Consider the following 637-nt stretch of genomic DNA (forward strand, 5'->3'; position numbering starts at 1 on the left):
ACCAATAAAAATTAGCTCGACTCGTGTGTTATTAAATTGTTCAAGTGCTTTTAAGACAAATGCATGTCCTTTTAATCGGGTAAATCTCGCAGGCATCAAGAGAGTAAATACTTCTTTTTCTTTTGGTTGGCTTTGTTCTTGAGCAGGTTTAAAAAAATGCGTATCAACCCCGCGATTAATCGTCACAATGTGATTGGCAAGTGCTGGATAGGTGCTTTGTATATGCCTTTCAACAAACTGAGAAACTGCGATTGTTCTGACTCCACGTAGCATTGCGGAGTTATAGAAACGCTTTGCAGCGGGTTGATGTCCATAGACTCCATGGAAAGTCGCAACGTAGGGTACGCCGCTCAGCTTAGACGCCAATAGGGTGCTCCACGCTGGGGCCCTAGAGCGAACATGTAACAAGTTTATGCCGTGTTCTTTGATTAATCGCACCATTGCGAAAGCATTGAGTATGATGCGGACAGGATTCTTGCTGTGAACGGGCAGAGTATGGTGTCTGACATTGAACAGATTCAGTTCCTTAGTCAGCTTTCCGCCGGATGAAATGACGCTCGACTTGATGTGATTTGAGGACAAATGTTCAGCCAGCTCTATCGTTCCGCGTTCTACACCTCCGCCGTGTAATGCCGGA

At 45.2% G+C, this 637-nt stretch carries 1 protein-coding gene; it reads right to left on the minus strand.

Features of this window, described 5'->3' with window-relative positions:
- The coding region (locus A3739_RS28540) for a glycosyltransferase (protein WP_156502234.1) at positions 1 to 637 on the minus strand (637 nt) is incomplete at both ends.

The sequence above is a fragment of the Oleiphilus sp. HI0067 genome (assembly GCF_001635735.1).